This is a genomic window from Methylohalomonas lacus (assembly GCF_024808875.1).
In the GTDB taxonomy this organism is placed as follows: Bacteria; Pseudomonadota; Gammaproteobacteria; order Methylohalomonadales; family Methylohalomonadaceae; genus Methylohalomonas; species Methylohalomonas lacus.
Genome location: NZ_JANUCT010000022.1, coordinates 25,227 through 42,829, shown reverse-complemented (window position 1 = coordinate 42,829; position 17,603 = coordinate 25,227). Strand labels below are relative to the sequence as shown.

Here is a 17,603-nt window from a genome sequence, read left to right as displayed (position 1 = left end):
AGATTCATGCGTTGATAACTCTTTGACATGCAACACGACTCCTCAATAATGGCATCATTATTATCATCGTGTTGCGCTAGGAACTAGAGACCGCCTGATTAAAAAGCGTGGCCGGTGCTGTTTCAGTGTCAAGGACAAAATTGAACACCAATAACCCATTAACAAATTAACGCGTTAGCCAGCGCTGTTCGCGGTGAAGTCGCCGCGCCTGCCAATCACCGGTCACTATTCACCAGTGACCACCCTGCCCGCAGGAACCGACTTCAGTCGGCGAAACATGCGCCGGCGGGTTCGCGGATTGCAATTCGCTCCACAGGGAGTCGGAGATTGCCAATCACCATTTACCCGTCACCAATCACCAACATCACCCAGCACGTGCCACCGACTGGTCCGGGCAACAATCGGCGATCTCGCGCGCGGCGGCGAGCAGGGCCAGGCGGGCGACCACGCCGTAGGCATAGAAGCGGTTCGGATGTGCGTCCGGGGCCTGGGCCTTGTCCGGTGAGATGCAGCAGTCAGCAAAGGCGAGACGTTCGAAACGCATGCCCGGCGAGTTCAGATTCTCACTGCTGCTGCGGGCGTTATGCACACGGTAAAAACCGCCGACGACATGATGGTCAACCATGTACACCACCGGTTCGGCGACCGTTTGTTCATCGCCCCAGGTTTCATGCGTGTAGACGCCTTCCTGGATGATCACGCGGGTCACCTTCTGGCCTTCCTTGGTAGTCGCCATGCGCGTGCGCTGCTTGCGGTTCAGTTCACCGACCTGGTCGGCACTGGTGACAGTCATCACACCCATGCCATAGGTGCCGGCATCGGCCTTGATCATGACGAACGGCTGACAGGGAACGCCGTACTCGTCGTACTTCGCCTGGATCTCCTCCAATAGGATGGCCACGTTTTTGTTCAGGCAAGCTTCGCCGGCACGGTTCATGAAATCAATCTCGCCGCAGTTGCGGTAGGCCGGTACCAGTAACCAGGGATCGAGGCCGATCAATTCGCAGAACTCGGTGGCGACTTCGCGATAATGCTTGAAATGCGCCGACTTCGAGCGGCTGCTCCAGCCCAGCGCGATCGGCGGCGTGACGATCTGGTCGAGACCATCGAGTATGGCCGGCCGACCGGCTGACAGATCATTGTTCAGCAGCACGAACTCGGGATCGTAGTCACCGACGTGCACGCGTTTGCCGGCACGCTGCAGCGGTTCCAGTACAAGCGACTTGCCGGATTCCAGTTCGATCGTCATGGGTTCGGCCAGGTCCTCGATCATCGAGCCGATGCGCACCTCGAAGCCGGCCTTCTCCAGCAGTCCTTTCAGCACCGCTACATGCTCGAGATAGAACATGTTGCGGGTGTGGTTTTCGGGGACGATCAGGATGCGATCGATCGGTTGCTGGTAATGTTCGATCGCCGCCTGTAACGCCTGGATGCACAGCGATTCAAACGCCGGGTTGAGGTTGTTGAACCCGGCCGGGAACAGGTTGGTGTCAATCGGCGCCAGCTTGTAACCGGCATTACGCAGATCGACCGAGCAATAGAACGGTGGCCGCTCGGCCAGCCAGTGTTTGCGGAACCAGGATTCGATCTCGGCCTGATGCTCGAGCAGGTGGGTTTCAATCTTGTGCAGCGGTCCGGTCAGCGCGGTGGTCAGGTGCGGAACGGGATAGGCCGGTTGTGTCGACATAGTTTTTTCGCCAGGTTAATGGCCCTTTGAGCGGAATGATATTTTAGCAGTTCACGTTATCCGGCAGGCGAACATTTTCTTACCAGTGCATGGACGTACAGTTTGCTAGCCGAGGTCGCCCCACAGGGCCTGACAGGCCATGATGGCCGCCGGTGCGGCAGTCTCGGTGCGCAGCACACGCGGTCCCAGGCCGATACCGTTGCAGCCGGCGGCCAGGGCGGCATCGCGCTCGGCCGGACTGAAGCCACCCTCCGGGCCGGACACCAGCACGATACCAGCCGTCGGCGTCGGCAGGCCGCGCAGACGCCGATCGGACAGCGGTTCCAGTAACAGTCGCGATGCATCCGTATCGGCCGCGGCCGCCAGCCAATCGTCGAACGGACACGGCGCCTGCAGTTCCGGCAGCCGGTTGCGGCCACTTTGCTCGCAGGCGGAGACAATAATGCCGTGCCAGTGCGACTGCTTGTTCTGCGTCCGCTGGTCATCGAGACGCACCTGGCCGTGTTCGGACAGTACCGGCACGATGCGTTGCACGCCCAGCTCGACCGCCTTCTGCAGGGTGTAATCCATGTGCTTGCCGCGCGACACCGCCTGCACCAGCGTGATGGCCAGCGGGCTTTCGCGCTCGACCGGATCGTGCGCGTCCACCTGCACGCGCACCTCGCGTCTGGCCACGTCAACTATGGTCGCGGCGTACTCGCCACCGCGGCCGTTGAACAGGGTCAGCGACTGGCCGGCCTTCAGACGCAGCACGCGGGCGACGTGGCGCGCAGCGTCCGGCGGCAGCGTCAGTTCACTGTCCGGCACCAGCGGCGCGTCAACGTGGATACGGATTTCTCTCATGGGCGTTACTGCTGCCGGCCTGGCAGGGGTTCAGTCGCGCGTGGCCAGGTCGATACCCTCGGCGGCCACGCCCAGCACCCAGCGGATCTGCTCGGCGGTAATGACGTACGGCGGCATCAGGTAGATGACGTTGCCCAGCGGGCGCATGAAGATGCCCTGCGCCATGGCGTGGCGGTAGACGATCAGGCCGCGGCGTTCCTGCCAGGGATAGGGCTCGCGCGCGGCCTTGTCGCGGACCATCTCGATGGCCAGCACCATGCCGTGCTGGCGTACCTCGCCGACGTGTGGATGATCGGCCAGCGGTGCGGCGGCCGCGGCCATGACCCGCGCCAGCTCGCGGTTGTCGTCCAGCACCGGCGACTGCTCGAACAGGTCCAGGGTGGCCAGCGCGGCGCTGCAGCCGAGCGGATTGCCGCAGTAGCTGTGCGAGTGCAGGAACGCGGTCATGTTCTCGTAGTCGTCGTAGAACGCCTGGTAGATGCGCTCGTTGGTCAGAGTCACCGACAGCGGCAGGTAGCCACCGGTCAGCCCCTTGGACAGGCACATGAAGTCCGGCGTGATATCGGCCTGCTCGCAGGCGAACATCGTGCCGGTGCGGCCGAAGCCGACCGCGATCTCGTCGGCGATCAGGTGGACCTCGTATTCATCGCAGGCCTCGCGCAGCAGCTCCAGGTAAACCGGATGGTACATGCGCATGTGGCCGGCACACTGCACCAGCGGTTCGAGAATGACCCCGGCGAGCTCGTGCGCGTGCTGTTCCAGCAACTGGCGCATGGGCTCGAACTGGCGCCGCGTGTAGCTTTCCCAGGACTCGCCGGGCTCGCGCTGGAAGCAGTCCGGCGACGGCGCCTGCAGCGTATCCAGCAGCAACGGGCCGTAGGTCTGCTTGTACAGCGGCACGTCGCTGACCGCCAGCGCGCCCAGGGTCTCGCCGTGGTAGCCGTTGGCCAGGCTGGCGAAGCGGGTCTTCTCCGGCCGGCCGACGTTGCGCCAGTAGTGGAAACTCATCTTCAGCGCCACCTCGACGGCGCTGGAACCGTTGTCGGCATAGAAGCAGCGACTCAGGTCCCCCGGCGTGATCGCCGCCAGGCGCTCGGACAGGGTCACCACGCTGGGGTGGGTGAAGCCGGCGAGCATGACGTGCTCGATGTTGTCCAGCTGCTCGGCGATCGCGGCGTTGATGTGCGGGTTGGCGTGGCCGAACAGGTTGACCCACCAGGAGCTGACCGCGTCGAGGTAGCGCTTGCCGGCGGTATCCTCAAGCCAGACGCCGTCACCGCGGGCGATGGCAACCGGCGGCCACTGCTCGTGGTCCTTCATCTGCGTGCAGGGGTGCCAGACCCGCGCCAGGTCGCGGCGGATCAGCTCATCGGGCGCGGTCGGGGCGGGCGGAACGTGAACAAAGTTGTTGGTCATGGTCGAACCAGTAGGGGACGCGGATTTGTTATGATAACCCAGACATTTTAACGCGACAGGACAACGTGGAAATTACTCAGCCAGAAATCACCGAAGCACGATTCTCCATCGGCCAGCTCATCCATCACCGGCTGTTCGACTATCGCGGCGTCATCGTCGACATCGATCCGGTTTTCATGGGCAGCGACGAGTGGTACGAACAGGTCGCCGAGTCACGGCCGCCCAAGGACCAGCCCTGGTATCGCGTCCTGGTGGACGGCGCCTCGCATGAAACCTACGTCGCCGAACGCCATCTCGAGGACGATGCCGAACAGACCCCGGTCAAGCACCCGATGGTGGACAGCTTCTTCCAGTCCTTCGAACAGGGCAAGTACCAGCTCCAGGGCCCGGTCAACTAGTTCCTCATGCTCGCTTCGCTGAAGAAGTTCATCGACGAGCAGTTTGCGGTCGACGGCAGCGCCGGCAACAACGGCGACAGCCAGCACGAGCTCGGCATTGCCACGGCGGCGCTGGCAATCGAGATTGCCCGCGCCGATGCCGACTTCGACGACGCCGAGCGCCGGCATATTGTCGACGCCGTGGCGCAGCGCTACGCGCTGTCCGACCAGGAAACCGAGCGGCTGGTCAGGCTGGCCGATGACCGGGTGGAACAATCGGTCTCGCTGTACGAGTTTACCCGCCAGCTGAATGACGGTCTCGAATATGAAGAAAAGATCGAAATCGTGCGGTTACTCTGGAGCGTGGCTTTCACGGACAACGAAATCAACAAGTACGAAGAGCATTTCATCCGCAAGATTGCCGATCTGCTGTACGTCGCGCATTCCGACTACATTCGCGTCAAGCTGGCCGCGGAAGAGGATCGTCAGGCCCGCTAGTAGACGCCGATGACAGCCGGGCCCGGCCCTTTGCCGGGCGGCCTCGCACCGCTACCGATCGTGTATGATACAAGGCCTGCCAGGCGGGCAGACACAGTTCCATAATGACGATATGACGAGCTGGGGGGCCGGTATCGACCGATGGATATTCCGGGTTACTCGATCAGGGAAGCGATAGGCAGGGGCGGCATGGCCACGGCCTATCTTGCCGTGCAGGAATCGCTCGGCCGCGAGGTTGTGCTCAAGGTACTCGACACCCGCAGCGTCCAGAACAGTGACCTGGTCGAACGCTTCCTGGCCGAGGGTCGCATCGTCGCCGCACTGAATCATCCCAACATCATCACCATCTATGACATCGGCATCGCCGGTGACGATCTCTACATCTCGATGGAATACGTCCAGGGCGGCGATCTCAAGCAGCGCATCAAGCAGGGGCTGTCCGCGGATACGGCCCTGGCCTACCTGGAGCAACTGGCCCGTGGCCTGCGCGCAGCACATGCCCATGACATCATCCATCGCGATATCAAACCGGCCAATATCCTGTTCCGTGCCGACGGTACACCACTAATCACGGACTTCGGCATCGCCAAACAGACCACGCTCGACAGCGAACTGACCACGACTGGCATGTTCCTTGGCAGTCCGAATTACGTCAGCCCGGAACAGGCCGACGGTTACCCGGTTGACGGCCGCACGGACATCTACAGCCTTGGCTGTGTGCTATTCGAAATGCTCACCGGCAGCAAACCGTATACGTTCAGTTCGGTAATCGACATCGTCATCCAGCACAAGCAGGCACCGGTACCGACCTTGCCGGAAGAACTGGCCGATTTTCAGCCGCTGGTGAACGGCATGATGGCGAAGCCGGTCGATGCCCGGTTTGCCGACTGCGATGCATTGCTCGAATCTATCCAGGCATTGCGCGACCGGCGCCAGGCACGCATCAACGCTACCGTGCAAGCCCCGGCTGACAAACACGCACCCGGCGCACGTCGTCGTGTCATCCAGGTATTAGGCGTTCTGCTGTTTCTAGCGGCTGCTTTTTTTGCAACCGTGCTGTACGTCAATGCCCGACTGAACGAGCCGCCCGACCAGACAATAGCGGCAACGACCCGTTCAGTGCTGGAACAGGCGCCAGGCAGCAACAATGCTGACGAGCCGAACAGAACAGTGGTGGCCGGTGCAGACGATGCCGGCCCCAACCGTGAAGAGGTCATGCGCGCACTCGCCTGGCTTGGTCGGCAAAGCCTGGAAGAATTCAAGCTGACTTATCCGCCCCGGGACAACGCCTACTATTATTTCAACAAACTGCTTGAGATCGATCCGGACAACGCGCAGGCACAACGCGGCATCAGCAACATTGCCGACCGCTATGCCATACTCGCCGAGCAGACGCTGGCGCGCGGCGAAACAGAAAAAACGCGAACCTACATTGAGCTCGGCCTCAAGATCGAACCGGATAACCGCACCCTGCAGTCGCTGCAGTCGCTGCTCAAGCAGGAATCCGAGGCCGGGTTCCTGGACGCCATCAGAGATCTGTTCGGTCTCTCCTGATACCGTCATTCGGCCGCCTGGCTGTCCAGGTAGCGCAGCAATTCCTCACGGCTTATCGGTGGTGTGGACGGCGTGTCCGCATCGGTTGCAGGCGGCGACGAACCGGGTTCGATCACACCCTGAACCTGCTGTTGATTGGCTGCTTCGTTGCGCGCTTCCCAGTCAGCGACGAGGTCGCGCAGTTCGTTGACCTGTTCTTCTGTCAGCTGTATTTCTTCCGGCGCCGCCTCGATCATACCGGCCTCCGCAGCAGGTTCCGCTGCTGCCTGCGGCAGCAGCGGTGGCAAGGCAGTATTGCCGGCTGCAAACTCCGCCTGCAGCGCCGCCGACTCTTCAGCCCGCCGACGGGCCGCTTCCTGATCGTCCGCAGCTTTCACAAGCGCCTGCTGGCGTAGCGCGCGGCGTCTTTCCGCATTCACCGAAACACCGGTATCATCGACCAACTGACCGCGATCAAAGACAAATACGCGCGGTCCATTGGCATCGCTGCGGTACCAGGCCGGTGGCTCACCGGAGAAGTGTGTCCGGCCACTGTCAGGATCACTCCACTGGTACATGCGTGCCGAGGCAGGCACCATGACCAGTAACAACAAAAGAACAATTCCTGAACGCATCATGACCGATTCCATTCTGACGATTGTAACCTGCCGTTTTTACCGTTCCGACAAGTCCGCAACACTTTTACCGATGGATATTATAACCATTAACCGCAAAAAGCATCCTGCAGCGGCCGTCGCCAACCAGCATAGCGACTTGCTGTCATGACTGTAGACAAGATCGTCTCCGGTGGCCAGACGGGCGTCGACCGGGCAGCGCTGGACGCCGCGCTCAGCCTGGATATCACCCATGGCGGCTGGTGTCCACAAGGCCGCCGCGCCGAGGACGGTATCATCGCTACCCAGTACCGACTCCGGGAAACTCCGTCAAGCGACTACCTGCAGCGTACCGAATGGAATGTGCGTGACAGCGATGCCACGTTGATACTGACGCGTGGCGAAGTAGAAGGCGGCACGGCGGCCACTGCCCAGTATGCCGGGCGCCATGAAAAACCACTGTTGATCGTCGACCTGATGTCAGAGCCGCCTGTCGAGACGGCAAGGCAATGGTTGTCGCAAAACCGCATCCGTACCCTGAACATCGCCGGACCACGCGCCAGCAAGCAGCCCGCAATCTATCGGCAGACGCTGGACTACCTGCTGGAACTGCTGCAGTCATGATGCACGTCGACTGGCTCAGCCTGGCGCTGCTCTGCGCGATCGCCGTCGCCTCGGCGGATGCCCTGACCAAGCGCTTTCTGGGCGGCTACCGGGCCATGGAAATCGTGCTGCTGCGGTTCACGCTGTCCGGATTGCTGCTTGCGCCGATCCTGCTGTTTGTCGATACACCGGAATTCACGCCGGAATTCCTGCTCATTCTCGCTGCCATGCTGCCGTGTGAAATCCTGGCCATGCTCCTGTACATGAAGGCAATCCGCGACTACCCGCTGGCGCTGACGCTGCCGTACCTGAGCTTCACCCCGGTCATCATTACCGTGTGTGCCTTTGTCTTCCTCGGTGAACGTGTCACAGGCCTGGGGCTGACAGGCATACTGCTGGTGGTGGCCGGCGGCTATCTGCTGAACCTGGACTCGGTCACCGCCGACGGTAGCGGCCCCAGGTTGCTGGAACCGTTTCGGGCGGCGTTCAGCAATCGCGGTTCGCAGCTCATGCTGGTGGTCGCAGCGCTTTACAGTATCACCGCCGTGCTCGGCAAGGCGGCGATGAATCAGGCGCCGCCACTGTTTTTTGCGGCGTTCTATTACGTGCTGCTGGGCCTCGGCAGTCTCATTCTGGCCTGGCTCTGGAAGCCAGCAAGCCTGCGCGGTTGTCTACGCCGTCCCGGTGCCGGTCTGCTACTGGCCGCATTGATGGCCATCATGGTGATCACGCATTTCCTGGCGCTGGATCGCGTCGAAACCGCCTACATGATAACGGTCAAGCGTACCAGCCTGCTGTTCGGCATGCTCTACGGCGCCTGGCTGTTCAGCGAACGCCATCTGCCGCAGCATCTCGTCGCCGGTGGGCTGATGGTGCTGGGCATTTTCTGTATTTATTACGGCCAGCCGATTGGGTGATTGGTGATTGAAAAAAGCGTGACCGGCACTGTTTCAGTATCAAGAAAAGATTCAACATCAATAACCAATTAACCAGTTCCGTAGGAGCCGACTTCAGTCGGCGAAACATGCGCAAATGATCTCGCGGATTGTGATCCGCTCCCACAGAAGTTGGGGCCTTGCCTATCACCTATAACCAGTCACCAATTAACCGATTAAGCAACCTGCGCACCAATGCATTGCATATAGGCATTTTCCAGTTCCTCGGTCCCGAATTGCCGGCAACACTCCGTCGGTGAACCGACAAAATGCAGCCGGCCATCGTGCAATATCGCCATTTTATTGCAGACGGCCTCGACGTCGGCGAGCAGATGAGTACTGAAGAACAGTGTCCGACCCTCTCCAGGCAGTTCCCGCAGCAGCTGCTTGAAAGCGTGCCGGGCTTTAGGATCGAGACCGCTCATCGGCTCATCCATGATCAACAGCGAGCGCTGGCTGTGCAGGCAGGCGATCAGTCCCAGCTTCTGCGCCATGCCCTTGGAATACTCGCGCACTGGCTGCGACAGCGCACTGGCGGGTAGATCCAGGGCCTGCATGGTCGCGGCGATCCCGCTCTCGCTATAGGACGCCCGGTAAAGCCGCGCCATCATGCGCAGGAAACCTTCGCCGGTCAGGTAGTAGGGCGGCTGGAAGCGCTCCGGCAGGAAGGCAATGCGGGCCCGGGCCTGGTGCCGCGCGTGGGATTCGGAAAAGATTTCGATATTGCCGCAGTCGATGCTGACGAAGTCGAGTATCGACTTGATCAGTGTCGTCTTGCCGGCGCCGTTGATACCCACCAGCGCCAGCGCGTCGCCACTATCGACAGTGAGCGAGAGACCATCGAGAACGGGTTGGCCAACGCGATAGGCCTTGTATAAATCACGAATGACAAGCGGTTTTGCGGACATGGCTAGAGCATTGCAGATTTACGCCCGTCAGAAAAGTACCGCACAAAAAAGAAAGGCCCGCTTTTAGCGGGCCTGAACAACTGGAGTTGCCAGTTTAAGAGGAGAAAGCTCCTTCTTGTTGTCACCACTCAATAAATCTAATAGAGGTATACACCATTGCAATCCTGAGAGTTCGTATTGATATCCCAAATATCAGGATCCGCATCTGTATCTATACAGTTAGCATCATCACTGTCTGTCATAGGCGAATAATTGCCATCGCTTAATGTCATGCGTAAGACACCTGTTGCGGGACGGCCATCATCCAGTTTTACATCCAACTCCCGCATTATATTCACCGGTGTTTGCTGACCAAATACGTAGCCCAGACGCTCACTACCATCGCCTTGATAAGCAGCATTCTCTATCCGGCCAAGTAACACATAGCCATTAAAAGCATTAACCGGAGCTGCCGTAGGTGACTGATAGTTTCCTCCATCAAGTCCCTGATAATTACCTGTCATGAATCCTGCCTTCGAGAGATGCTCCCAGACCCCCGCTGCTTCCTCTAATACGCCACTATCAAGCCGGCCATTGCCACACGTCGCGGTATCGGTAGTGTTAATATCCTGACCAATCGCATCAACAGCATCCTGGTTACACATATCACCAGGTACTTGGCGATACCTGTCAATAAAACCAAAGTAAGCAGCCTGAATCGCCGAATTCTGGTCGGCCATGTTACGCACGCGGGCGCTGTTGATAAGCTCCTGGCCCTTGAGGATACCGCCGAGCAACAGTCCGATAATGACCAGGACGATGGCAATTTCTACGAGCGTAAAACCGGATTGCTTTGCTTTATTCATGGTTGCTTCCTGACATCCTGCTTGAAATTGTGGCTGATAAGTTATCATACAAAAGCTGTGCCATGTTTTTAACTCATTGTTTTCATGGCTATATCTTTCAGCGCCCCGGACGGATCAACGGCCGAAATGACCGTATTCCGACAGCAACTGACGAAAACTCGACGCTGGCGACAGATTTTCATCATACCCAATGAAATCAATAACATTCGCGTGTCGGTTGTGGTGGCACTATAATTGACTTCGGGGGCATCAACCATATTTCCGCACTGAAAGCACCGTCCTTAGGCATGGTGGCTTTCTGCGCCTACAGGACCATTTCCGATGAACCGCCTGTTGCCAAGGATTGCATTTGTGTTGTTCGTCTGTCTGCTGTTTCTCGGTCATGCGGCGGGCGTGTTCCGTATCGAGCCGGGCACCGCGTCGTTACCCGCCTTCAGTGCCGCCTGGCCGGTCCTGGGCGGTCTCGTACTGACAGTGGACTTTCTACTGCTTGCCACCATCGGCCTGCTGCTCAGTTTCTCTCTGCCGCAACTTGAGCCATTACCCGCCTCGCTGCTGACGCTGGGCTGTACCGTGCCGCCAGTTTATCTCAGCTACACTGGTGTTTTGCAGCCCGGTGTCCTACCGATGGAGTATTACCTGCTCATCATTCTGATACTGTTCGTGATCAATGTCCTGATCAGTTACTACGCCTACTCACACCAGCGCCAGCAGATTATCGACACCTTCAGTCACTATGTGCCGGTCGAGGTTGTGCGCCAGCTGTGTCGCGAACCGGACAGTTTTTCCCTCGAGGGTGAGTCGCGTGAGCTGACAGTGCTGTTTGCGGACCTGGTCAACTTCACCCGTGTCGCCGAGCAACTGGAGCCTATGGAGCTCACCCGGCTGCTCAATCGCCATTTTGATGTCATGAGCAGCATCCTGCTGGATCATGACGCCACGATAGACAAATACATCGGCGACTCGGTCATGGCGTTCTGGGGCGCACCGCTTGTACAGCATGACCAGAGCAGCAAGGCACTCGATGCCGCATTTGCCATGCAGGAAGCTGTCGCCGAATTGAGCCGGGATTTCGCCGAACGGGACTGGCCCACACTGGATCTGTGCATCGGTATCAATCGCGGTGACATGAACGTGGGTAATATCGGTTCGTCCAAGCGGGCCAGTTACACGGTCATTGGTGATGCGGTCAACGTTGCCTCGCGCCTCGAGCGCCTCACGCGTGAATACCGGGTGCCCATTATTACCAGCGCTCATGTCGTGCAATCGAGTCCGGATTATACCTTTCGCCAGCTTGACCGCCTTGTCCTGCGTGGCAAGCAAAAGCCGGCGAATATTTATCAGCCACTGTTCAAGGGCGCATCTACCGCCAATGGTGACGACGCCTGGCTGGGTATGCATGACAGGGCGATTGAACTCTACATTAAAGGCCATTACCTGCAGGCCCACGAACAGTTCAGCGAGCTGCTCAAATTGAAGCCGGATGACGAGTATTACCGGGGAATGATCGAGCGGATTGACAGGCTCTTCGACTGAGAACGTTACAGGTTGGCTGACAACCTGTGACAGGACTTGCTAACCCGCACTACTCCTGCGCCTGGTCCTCCAGACGCTGTAGCAGATAGCGGTATTCGCCCGAATCCGTCATTTCCCCGCTTTCCAGCAAGCCGCCCAACAGCACCTTGGCCGCTTCGACCTCGCCCATGTCCGCCAGTATGAATATCTGCATCTGGCGCGCCCAACCCGCTATTTCACCCGGTCGTGTTTCATCAGCCAGCAGGCGGGCGTACTCAAGTGCAAGCGGTTCGTCCTTCAGCCGGTGCTTGGCGACATAAACCGCATGGGCCAGCCAGCGCCAGCGGTCAACCGGCCGCTCCCTGAACCGCTCGGCGACAAAACCCAGCATGACCCGCTGACGATCGGCATCGTCCACCATGGCGTATACCCGGCTGGCCAGAAGCAGGGGATAGTCGTGGCCCGGATCCAGCTTCAGGCTTGCCGCCAGCCACCCGGCCAGCCGCGTGTAATCAATCTCCCGGTAGGAAAGACTGACACCCTGCTGATAGTCATGGGTCTGCAACCAGAGTACGAGCAGGCGCGAAAGAAACGCCGGATCGCCAAAACTCAATACCTGGAGATAGGACATTGCCGGTACTGCCGGCAATGCCTCAACGCGGGCCTCGGGAGGCTGCCGGTAGAGGCCTGTTCCAACCTGCAGCAACAGCAGCAGTAACAATAGCCCAACCAGGTAGCCCGGCACCGCCGTCAGCGGCCGTTGACGATACGGGGAGTGGCGGCGGAGCAGCACCATCAAAGGTTCTTGCGATGCAAATCGAAGCCCGTGGCTGCAAACAGCAACAGGCAGAAAATAGCCGCTGTCAGCATGTTCATGCCCACTGCCGACAAGTCCGCTGTATTGTTGATAAGCCATTCCGACGGGGCAAAGCGCCACAGATCGGGCAGAACCGTGTTGATCGCCTGCAAAACAGCGGTCATCCAGTCCAGTCCGGAATCGCGACCTTCCAGGATGGGGCTTTGACTCAGCAGCAGCAGATTGCCCATGTTGCGAGCCAGAAAATACAGGCCGGCGACCAGGCTGAAGCAGGCTGCGGCATTATTGAGGCTGATTGTAACGAAGCCTGCCAGGCAGATGATCATCGCCAGTTCCGTGTACAGGCTCAGGCCCCAACCAGCCACCGTGAGCGGACTGCTGAACCATAGCGGATACAGGATGGCGACGAGGACAGCAATCAACGATACCGCCAGAAAACCCAGCAGGCGACCGAGCACGTAAATCTCACGCGGCATATCCAGCGACAGCATTACCTCGGTCTGCTTGTCTATACGGTCGCGTAGCAGACTCTGTATAACATGAATGGCAAACACGCCAACCAGGGCCAGTCGCAGGATGAAGTTATAGACACTCAGGCGGGTACCGTCGGCACCAGACAGGACCAGTTCGCCAGCAAACAGGCCCAGACCTGCACACAGGACAATGACCAGGCACAGCAGGCTATAGAAACGACTGTACCAGGCCTCCTTCAGCCCCTGTTGCGCAATGACTACAATTCTGAGTAATGTGTCCATAAGCCAGAACCTGATAATAAACCGAACCCCCGGGCCAGTTTCTTGAAGACTATTCTAACGCAGAATTTCAGCCAGCGTCTGGTCAGCACTCTGCTGTTGTTGACGCTACATGCGGCTATCGCGACCGGACTCGATTCGCCCATAGCGCGTTCGCTGATTCTGGCTCACGTCGGCCTGTTCCTGATATGGCAGCCCATCTGGCGCGGCAGTCAGCGACTGAACTGGCAGAACATCCTGTTGTTTATCGTTCTGATGGGCGGCTTCCTCGTCTGGCTCGACTGGTGGCTTCTCAGCGGCTGGCTGATACTGCTGATCGGCCTGACAGGGGGCAGACTGCCGCAGACCAACCAGGAGCGCAACATCAACCTGGTAATCCTGTTCTTTCTATTTATCGAATTACTGATCAGCGGTGCTTCACAGCTGTTTCCAATAAGACTTGATCCCCTGTTCATTTCTCTAATCAACAGTGGCCTGTTCTTCTTGCCACTGTTGATATTGCTAATGCCCGGCGATGCGCGTCCTGACAAAAAGACCGGTCTACAGGTCGATCTGTTCGGTGCCATAACAACAGCATTGCTTGCCAGTTTATTGCTTCTCGGCAGTATCATTAATAGCCACCCCATAACCGACCAGGACTATGGCACGGCACTGGTTAAAACCTTCCTGTTCATTGGTGTATTAATCCTGCTGATCAGTTGGCTGTTATCACCCCGCACCGGTTTCAGCGGCCTGGCCGAGCTATGGACTCAGTCACTATTAAATATAGGCACCCCCTTCGAGCGCTGGATTCGCGATATAGCAACGCTCAAGGGCGAGACCTATACGCCCGAATCATTTCTCGAACAGGCAACAAGCAAGCTTCTGACACTACCGATGATAGACGGTGTAAGCTGGCATACGGACGATCTGGAAGGCCGCTATGGCATAGAGACCAGAAACCCGGTGAGAATTGATTCAGAGCATCTGCATGTAACAATCATGACCAGCCGCAATATAGGTGCCACACTATCACTGCATTTCAGGCTCCTGGTCCAGATTATCGATCATTTCTACACGGCCAAATTGCAGGAGCGCGAACTGGCCCGTCAGGCGCACATGCAAGCCATTTATGAAACAGGGGCCCGCCTTACCCATGATATCAAGAACATACTGCAATCATTTCACAATATAACTTCTTTGATAACCGATGAGGGTGCTAGAAAATCCGATGCCACCCAGGACTTGCTGAAAAAGCAGCTGCCCGTTTTAACGCATCGTCTGGAATCAGCGCTTGATAAACTCCAGAATACCAATACGGACACAATCACTTATATCAACGCGACCGAATGGTGGAAAGAGGCGCAGATAAAATATGGCCATCATCCGATAGCATTCACAGCTCATATGGATCTTGATAAACCATTGCCGCGTGAACTATTCGACAGTGCGATGGAAAACCTGATCGATAATGCCAAGCAGAAATCAGATTCTGATCCTGACACCCTAATAACCGCAGAGTTGCGCATCGACAGCAAGACCACCAGACTGTCTGTCAGGGACAATGGAGCACCGATACCTGATGATATAGCCTTGCGACTATTTAAACAGCCACTGAACTCGGCCAGCGGATTGGGTGTTGGCCTGCTGCAGGTTGCTGAACTGGCCAAAGGCCTTGGCTATGAATTGTCACTTACATACAACGAGAAAGGCAGGGTGGAGTTTCAATTATCCCGAGGTATATAGTAATTAGATGCCCGTCGATGGTAGTACGCGTGATGACAGCATAACCTCAAGCAAAATTGGCCGTGTTAGCCAGTCTGTTAAATCATCAAACTGTCCCTGGACAGGTTCTCCTCCCTGAAATTTGGCATGATCTGGATCGGATCCATGTGTATTAAGGCCATTCGATTCCATATCAGGACCCTGTGAATAAAATACGACAACTGGTCTGAACTCATCATTCGCCGCAGTCAGTCGCTTTTCATCTCCATCAATAACCCTGAATACTCCCAAGCCATCCCCAGGTACAGTACCCAGATTGAATGTGTCAACGAAATTAGTATCTACCCTATATCGCCAATAACTACCCCAGGGATCCTTCTCTCGCACGCCAAGCACCTTCCATGGCAACAACCCGTCGTCAGCACATTCATCTTCACTGGGGTCAACAGGAAGCCCATAATCATCATCATCGGGATCCGTCACAATAGATGGACAGGGGAAATTGCCATTTATTACAGCATATCCCAGCAGAGCCCGTTTAATATCCTCTAGCTGTTCTCCCACCAGCCTCCGATCGCGCTGCTCTACCTGAGTGGCTAACGGCATCAATAAACCACCTAGCAAAAGGCCGATAATCAGCAGAACCATGGCAAGTTCTACCAAGGTAAATCCCTTATTACTCATAACCTTAAGTCCGTACATTTTTCTTAGCCAATCAGAAACACTCGGTTATGTCTGTTATTCTTGTAACACCGGGCTCCGGAGATGCATGCAGACAATAAAAAATATCATTATGTTCCTCATCGTATAGGACAGCTGGAGTCTGCAGAACAATTGAATCATCTCCGATTGTATCTAAATAGGTTATACGTTCGTTCTGCCAATTGACCAGAATCGGTAGATTAGGGACTTCGAGATAATTGCATACACGTCTTCTGTCATCGTTGCTTTCCGATTTTTCCAAATCATAACTGATATTGTATCTTCGCTGTGCTACATACAGACCAACACCATCCGGATCAATATTACAGCTACCGTATTTGTGGGGTTTGCCCGAGAAAACAATTACAGCAGCAAAATAGGGTCCTGAATTATCATCAACACTTATGCAATTCTCCGATCCACATGTGCGCGGAATCGTTGCCGATGGATTATTATCAAAATAATAGTCACAATAACCCTCTAGAAAATCGTTCCACCATAAAGGCCAGTCAGCTCTGGGCAGCGAATCACAGAAATCGGTCATCGCATTGTCAGGGTCAGGGACTCTTTCCCATGTGCTTTTCGGTGAATACAGATCAGCTACCATATAGAAGAAATGATCTTTCCAGTTCTGCCACATTTTTCTGTACTTTTCATTACCTTCCTTTACCTCATCTTCTACCAGGTCGGAATCACTTAAATCACAATTTCCTATATAACTATTATCAGACATCGACATCTGCTTGATATCAGAGCTGTTTTTTATATCATATGGTAAACGGCCGAAGAGTGGTGCATTCGAATAGGAATCTACATAGTAATCATCCAAAGCAGCGGGATCGATTGAACGATATAAAGCATTATCGCGATAATCTCTTATATCAATATCGTTGATTAGATTGGGCGCGGCTGGATATGGAAGACTATTATTTGCCGGATCGCTGCCGGTCTCTTCTGCGTATTCTGCTAAACAGCCCGACACCCAGGCTGTTAGACGCTTGAATTCAGCGGCATCAGGATGGTCCTGATAATCAATATCTTTCCGTTTGTTTACAGCTTGCCAGATATCTCCCTTGGTTATTATTACCAACTTGTCATTGATTATTTCTTTATTCGACTTGCCACCAGAAACAAGGATGTCGATATCATCCTCGGCAGCAACTGAAAAATTCTCGACATCCCCAGGATCACTACCGAAGCTCCAATCGTCCAGATAATTTTCCGGATCGTAATTCCCTCCGCACTCTGGCGTGTCGTCCGGATCCGTTTCGGTGCGGTTCTGTTCGCCTACTGGTTCACCTGGTGCAATAATGACCGCGACTGGTCTATTTTCGTATTTATCGTCCGGGCCCGCACCGACAATTAGATCTCCATCACTGCTGGAATAGATTTCGAAGCTTCCATTCGTATCTGAATTAAGTAGATCTCCCTGTTTTGCGCCATTTTTATATTGTCCAGAAACTAAGTACCAAAGGCATTCTCCTGAGGAATCCCTGAGAGTCTGCGTACCCAGACTTTTCCATGGTAGCTTACCTAATACATTTTTGTACTTTTCATCCCCCATACCACAATGCCAGTGTGATATTCCCTCATCCAATGCATCAACACCTGTATCCGGACACGGCAAAAAGCCGAATTCGCCAGCTGAATTAATATCACTGTGCGTTAGAGCGTACGCTATCAGTGCGTCCTTGGCTTCAGCGAGGACACGGGCATCATGTTCATCTCGCTGGTTCTGGATAGCGGTGGCATTGAGATTCTCAAGCAGCATCCAGGCCGAACCGGCGACAATCAGGAGTATCAGTGCCAGTAATGCGGCACCTCTCTGACGGGCGGCAGTTCCTCGGCACATGG

At 56.3% G+C, this 17,603-nt stretch carries 18 protein-coding genes; 8 read left to right on the top strand and 10 right to left on the bottom strand.

All coding sequences use genetic code 11. The features are described from left to right. Positions 1–364 precede the first annotated feature (364 nt). The 3 genes from gshA to J2T55_RS12205 form a co-directional block, all read right to left on the bottom strand. Entirely contained in the window at positions 365–1,687 is a 1,323-nt protein-coding gene (gene gshA, locus J2T55_RS12215) for a glutamate--cysteine ligase (protein WP_259057373.1), read from the bottom strand. A 105-nt stretch (positions 1,688–1,792) separates the two neighbouring features. Then, entirely contained in the window at positions 1,793–2,530 is a 738-nt protein-coding gene (locus tag J2T55_RS12210; RefSeq protein ID WP_259057369.1) for a 16S rRNA (uracil(1498)-N(3))-methyltransferase, read from the bottom strand. A gap of 30 nt (positions 2,531–2,560) precedes the next feature. After that, positions 2,561–3,946: an adenosylmethionine--8-amino-7-oxononanoate transaminase gene (locus J2T55_RS12205; protein ID WP_259057367.1), complete on the bottom strand. Its 1,386-nt coding sequence runs from the start codon at positions 3,944–3,946 to the stop codon at positions 2,561–2,563. Positions 3,947–4,032: 86 nt separating this feature from the next. Here J2T55_RS12205 and hspQ point away from each other — a divergent pair, with 86 nt between their 5' ends. The 3 genes from hspQ (at position 4,033) to J2T55_RS12190 (ending at position 6,375) form a co-directional block, all read left to right on the top strand. Beyond that, complete coding sequence (gene hspQ / locus J2T55_RS12200; protein WP_259057382.1) at positions 4,033–4,344, top strand: heat shock protein HspQ; 312 nt, start codon at positions 4,033–4,035, stop codon at positions 4,342–4,344. A gap of 6 nt (positions 4,345–4,350) precedes the next feature. Further along, the gene (locus J2T55_RS12195; RefSeq protein ID WP_259057366.1) at positions 4,351–4,821 is read left to right on the top strand and encodes a tellurite resistance TerB family protein; all 471 of its coding nucleotides are present in this window, start codon (positions 4,351–4,353) and stop codon (positions 4,819–4,821) included. 141 nt (positions 4,822–4,962) lie between these two features. After that, positions 4,963–6,375 carry a serine/threonine-protein kinase gene (locus J2T55_RS12190; RefSeq protein WP_259057364.1) on the top strand — a complete coding sequence of 471 codons (1,413 nt, stop codon included), beginning with the start codon at positions 4,963–4,965 and terminating at the stop codon, positions 6,373–6,375. 5 nt (positions 6,376–6,380) lie between these two features. Here the strand turns inward: J2T55_RS12190 and J2T55_RS12185 are convergent, their stop codons facing one another. Then, positions 6,381–6,968 carry a DUF4124 domain-containing protein gene (locus J2T55_RS12185; RefSeq protein ID WP_259057354.1) on the bottom strand — a complete coding sequence of 196 codons (588 nt, stop codon included), beginning with the start codon at positions 6,966–6,968 and terminating at the stop codon, positions 6,381–6,383. On the opposite strand from J2T55_RS12185, the gene J2T55_RS12180 reads away from it, so the two are divergent. The 3 genes from J2T55_RS12180 to J2T55_RS12170 are packed head-to-tail and all read left to right on the top strand — an operon-like array spanning position 6,952 to position 8,488. Continuing rightward, positions 6,952–7,140: a hypothetical protein gene (locus tag J2T55_RS12180; RefSeq protein WP_259057352.1), complete on the top strand. Its 189-nt coding sequence runs from the start codon at positions 6,952–6,954 to the stop codon at positions 7,138–7,140. The two genes, J2T55_RS12185 and J2T55_RS12180, sit on opposite strands and share 17 nt — an antisense overlap. Next, a complete protein-coding gene (locus tag J2T55_RS12175) occupies positions 7,137–7,592 on the top strand; it encodes a putative molybdenum carrier protein (protein WP_259057350.1) in 456 nt (151 codons plus the stop codon). Before J2T55_RS12180 ends, J2T55_RS12175 begins: the two co-directional genes overlap by 4 nt. Next, the gene (locus J2T55_RS12170; RefSeq protein WP_259057348.1) at positions 7,589–8,488 is read left to right on the top strand and encodes a DMT family transporter; all 900 of its coding nucleotides are present in this window, start codon (positions 7,589–7,591) and stop codon (positions 8,486–8,488) included. The genes J2T55_RS12175 and J2T55_RS12170 overlap by 4 nt, the downstream gene beginning before the upstream one ends. Before the next feature lie 194 nt (positions 8,489–8,682). On the opposite strand, the gene J2T55_RS12165 is transcribed toward J2T55_RS12170, so the two are convergent. Then, complete coding sequence (locus J2T55_RS12165) at positions 8,683–9,414, bottom strand: ABC transporter ATP-binding protein (RefSeq protein ID WP_259057346.1); 732 nt, start codon at positions 9,412–9,414, stop codon at positions 8,683–8,685. A gap of 137 nt (positions 9,415–9,551) precedes the next feature. Then, positions 9,552–10,259 (bottom strand): prepilin-type N-terminal cleavage/methylation domain-containing protein, encoded by a 708-nt coding sequence (locus J2T55_RS12160; RefSeq protein WP_259057345.1) that lies wholly within the window; start codon positions 10,257–10,259, stop codon positions 9,552–9,554. A gap of 351 nt (positions 10,260–10,610) precedes the next feature. Here J2T55_RS12160 and J2T55_RS12155 point away from each other — a divergent pair, with 351 nt between their 5' ends. Beyond that, complete coding sequence (locus J2T55_RS12155; RefSeq protein ID WP_259057344.1) at positions 10,611–11,795, top strand: adenylate/guanylate cyclase domain-containing protein; 1,185 nt, start codon at positions 10,611–10,613, stop codon at positions 11,793–11,795. Between the two features lie 49 nt (positions 11,796–11,844). On the opposite strand, the gene J2T55_RS12150 is transcribed toward J2T55_RS12155, so the two are convergent. Together J2T55_RS12150 and J2T55_RS12145 are read right to left on the bottom strand one after the other, a co-directional pair. After that, on the bottom strand, positions 11,845–12,570 hold the full coding sequence (locus J2T55_RS12150) for a hypothetical protein (protein ID WP_259057342.1): 726 nt from the start codon (positions 12,568–12,570) through the stop codon (positions 11,845–11,847). Beyond that, entirely contained in the window at positions 12,570–13,346 is a 777-nt protein-coding gene (locus J2T55_RS12145; RefSeq protein ID WP_259057341.1) for a hypothetical protein, read from the bottom strand. Before J2T55_RS12145 ends, J2T55_RS12150 begins: the two co-directional genes overlap by 1 nt. 42 nt (positions 13,347–13,388) lie before the next feature. On the opposite strand from J2T55_RS12145, the gene J2T55_RS12140 reads away from it, so the two are divergent. Next, positions 13,389–15,068 (top strand): ATP-binding protein, encoded by a 1,680-nt coding sequence (locus J2T55_RS12140; RefSeq protein ID WP_259057339.1) that lies wholly within the window; start codon positions 13,389–13,391, stop codon positions 15,066–15,068. A 3-nt stretch (positions 15,069–15,071) separates the two neighbouring features. Here J2T55_RS12140 and J2T55_RS12135 read toward each other — a convergent pair whose 3' ends face one another. Together J2T55_RS12135 and J2T55_RS12130 are read right to left on the bottom strand one after the other, a co-directional pair. Further along, a complete protein-coding gene (locus J2T55_RS12135) occupies positions 15,072–15,731 on the bottom strand; it encodes a prepilin-type N-terminal cleavage/methylation domain-containing protein (RefSeq protein ID WP_259057338.1) in 660 nt (219 codons plus the stop codon). A 31-nt stretch (positions 15,732–15,762) separates the two neighbouring features. Continuing rightward, positions 15,763–17,601, bottom strand: a complete 1,839-nt coding sequence (locus tag J2T55_RS12130; protein ID WP_259057337.1) for a hypothetical protein — start codon at positions 17,599–17,601, stop codon at positions 15,763–15,765. Between the last annotated feature and the right edge of the window lie 2 nt (positions 17,602–17,603).

Excerpts from the sequence above, each read along its gene's own strand:
- J2T55_RS12160 (WP_259057345.1), bottom strand. The coding sequence starts at position 10,259 with ATGAATAAAGCAAAGCAATCCGGTTTTACGCTCGTAGAAATTGCCATC.
- gshA (WP_259057373.1), bottom strand. The coding sequence starts at position 1,687 with ATGTCGACACAACCGGCCTATCCCGTTCCGCACCTGACCACCGCGCTG.
- J2T55_RS12180 (WP_259057352.1), top strand. The coding sequence starts at position 6,952 with ATGACCAGTAACAACAAAAGAACAATTCCTGAACGCATCATGACCGAT.
- J2T55_RS12145 (WP_259057341.1), bottom strand. The coding sequence starts at position 13,346 with ATGGACACATTACTCAGAATTGTAGTCATTGCGCAACAGGGGCTGAAG.
- J2T55_RS12210 (WP_259057369.1), bottom strand. The coding sequence starts at position 2,530 with ATGAGAGAAATCCGTATCCACGTTGACGCGCCGCTGGTGCCGGACAGT.
- J2T55_RS12205 (WP_259057367.1), bottom strand. The coding sequence starts at position 3,946 with ATGACCAACAACTTTGTTCACGTTCCGCCCGCCCCGACCGCGCCCGAT.
- J2T55_RS12175 (WP_259057350.1), top strand. The coding sequence starts at position 7,137 with ATGACTGTAGACAAGATCGTCTCCGGTGGCCAGACGGGCGTCGACCGG.
- J2T55_RS12135 (WP_259057338.1), bottom strand. The coding sequence starts at position 15,731 with ATGAGTAATAAGGGATTTACCTTGGTAGAACTTGCCATGGTTCTGCTG.
- J2T55_RS12130 (WP_259057337.1), bottom strand. The coding sequence starts at position 17,601 with ATGTGCCGAGGAACTGCCGCCCGTCAGAGAGGTGCCGCATTACTGGCA.
- J2T55_RS12170 (WP_259057348.1), top strand. The coding sequence starts at position 7,589 with ATGATGCACGTCGACTGGCTCAGCCTGGCGCTGCTCTGCGCGATCGCC.
- J2T55_RS12190 (WP_259057364.1), top strand. The coding sequence starts at position 4,963 with ATGGATATTCCGGGTTACTCGATCAGGGAAGCGATAGGCAGGGGCGGC.
- J2T55_RS12165 (WP_259057346.1), bottom strand. The coding sequence starts at position 9,414 with ATGTCCGCAAAACCGCTTGTCATTCGTGATTTATACAAGGCCTATCGC.
- J2T55_RS12150 (WP_259057342.1), bottom strand. The coding sequence starts at position 12,570 with ATGGTGCTGCTCCGCCGCCACTCCCCGTATCGTCAACGGCCGCTGACG.
- J2T55_RS12195 (WP_259057366.1), top strand. The coding sequence starts at position 4,351 with ATGCTCGCTTCGCTGAAGAAGTTCATCGACGAGCAGTTTGCGGTCGAC.